This is a genomic window from Streptomyces sparsus, assembly GCF_054776295.1.
On sequence record NZ_BAAHCA010001019.1, the window covers coordinates 1 to 1,623 of the forward strand.

General features: G+C 76.1%; 2 protein-coding genes. Both read left to right on the plus strand.

All coding sequences use genetic code 11. The features are described from left to right. Nucleotides 1–161: helix-turn-helix domain-containing protein (locus ACYVE9_RS25930; RefSeq protein ID WP_461030329.1), on the plus strand; the 161-nt coding region annotated here is incomplete at its 5' end. Between the two features lie 125 nt (nucleotides 162–286). Beyond that, the gene (locus ACYVE9_RS25935; protein WP_461030328.1) at nucleotides 287–1,537 is read left to right on the plus strand and encodes an AzlC family ABC transporter permease; all 1,251 of its coding nucleotides are present in this window, start codon (nucleotides 287–289) and stop codon (nucleotides 1,535–1,537) included. Nucleotides 1,538–1,623: the final 86 nt, after the last annotated feature.

Consider the following 1,623-nt stretch of genomic DNA (forward strand, 5'->3'; position numbering starts at 1 on the left):
CCCGGGTCCGCCGGGCACGGCTGCTGCTGGAGGGCGGCACCTCGCCGGCCGACGCGGCGGTGGCGGTCGGCTTCACCGACCAGCCGCACCTGGGCCGGCACTTCCGCCGCATCGTCGGTGTGCCGCCGGGCGCCTACCAGCGGGAACGCACCGCGGGCTGACCGGGGGAGCGTCCAAGAGGGCACGGATCCGGGGACGGCGTGCCGCCGCCCGTCCCTGCCGGGCGCAAGAACGTACAAGACCGCGCCGCCGCCGGATCCCTAGTCTCCGGCGAGTGGAACAACGAGTGACAGCAGCAGATCCGCCGGACCCCTCCGGTGAGGCGCCTTCCGCCGGCCCTCCCCGCGCCGACCGGGCGGTGATCCGGGACGCCCTGGGGGTCGGGGTCGCCGTCGGGCTCTCCGGTTTCGCCTTCGGCGTGACCTCCGCGGGCGCCGGCCTGAGCCTGGCACAGACCTGCGCGCTCAGCCTCCTGGTGTTCACCGGGGCCTCCCAGTTCGCCCTGGTGGGTGCGCTCGCCGCCGGCAGCGGTGCGGTGGCGGCTGCCGCCGGTGCGCTGTTCCTGGGAGTCCGCAACGCCTTCTACGGGCTGCGGCTGTCGGACGTGCTGCGGCTGCCGGGCCGGCACCGGCCGCTGGCCGCGCAGTGGGTCATCGACGAGACCTCCGCGGTCGCGCTGGCACAGCGGGACCGACGAGGCGCCCGGATCGGGTTCTTCGTCACCGGAGCGACGCTGTACGTGCTGTGGAACGCCACCACGTTGCTCGGCGCGCTGGGCGCCGGCTCTCTCGGCGACCCGGCGGACTGGGGTCTCGACGCGGCCGGCCCGGCGGTGTTCCTGGCACTGCTCGCCCCCATGCTCGACTCCGCGCGGGCCCGGGCGGTCGCCGTGCTCGCCGTGCTGCTGCTGGCCGGCCTACGGCTCGCGCTGCGCGTCCTCGCCGTCCTGACCGCCGCCGCGGTCGTGCTCGTCGGCGGAGCCGGCGTCGGCTCCGAACTCATCGGCCAGCGGCTCGGCAGCATCACCCAGGTCACCGCCGCGCCCGACCAGTCCGTCACCGACCGCTACACCATGTGGGCGGCGGCCACCGCCATGTGGCGCGAGAGCCCGGTCACCGGCGTGGGCCTGAAGGGCTTTCCCGCCCACCGCGACGGCCACGCCTCGCTGGCACTGTCCTCCGGCAGCGACACCGCCGGCGCCGGCCGCGGCTTCCACCGCGAACCGCTGCTCTCCCCCCACAACATGTACCTGCTCGTACTGAGCGAGCAGGGCCTCATCGGCCTGTCGGCGCTCGCCGGCGGCTGGCTCGCGCTGCTCGCCCGCTCGGTACGCCGCCTGCGGGTCGAGGCCCGCGACGGCCGTCCCGCGGACTGCGGGCTGGTCGCGGCCGGACTGCTCGTGTGGCAGCTGGTCGACTTCGTCTACGCAGACATCGGGGGACCCTCGACCGTGCTCACCGCCGTGATGATCGGCCTGGCGGCCTGGTGGGGCCTGCACCCGCAGACCCGGCCCGGCAGCGGGGCGTCCGCCCGATGAGCGACATGACCACGGCCGGACGCCCCGCCGACGGTGCCGCCCCACCGGTTCCCACCACCGCCCCGGCCGGCCCCGACCACGCCGCC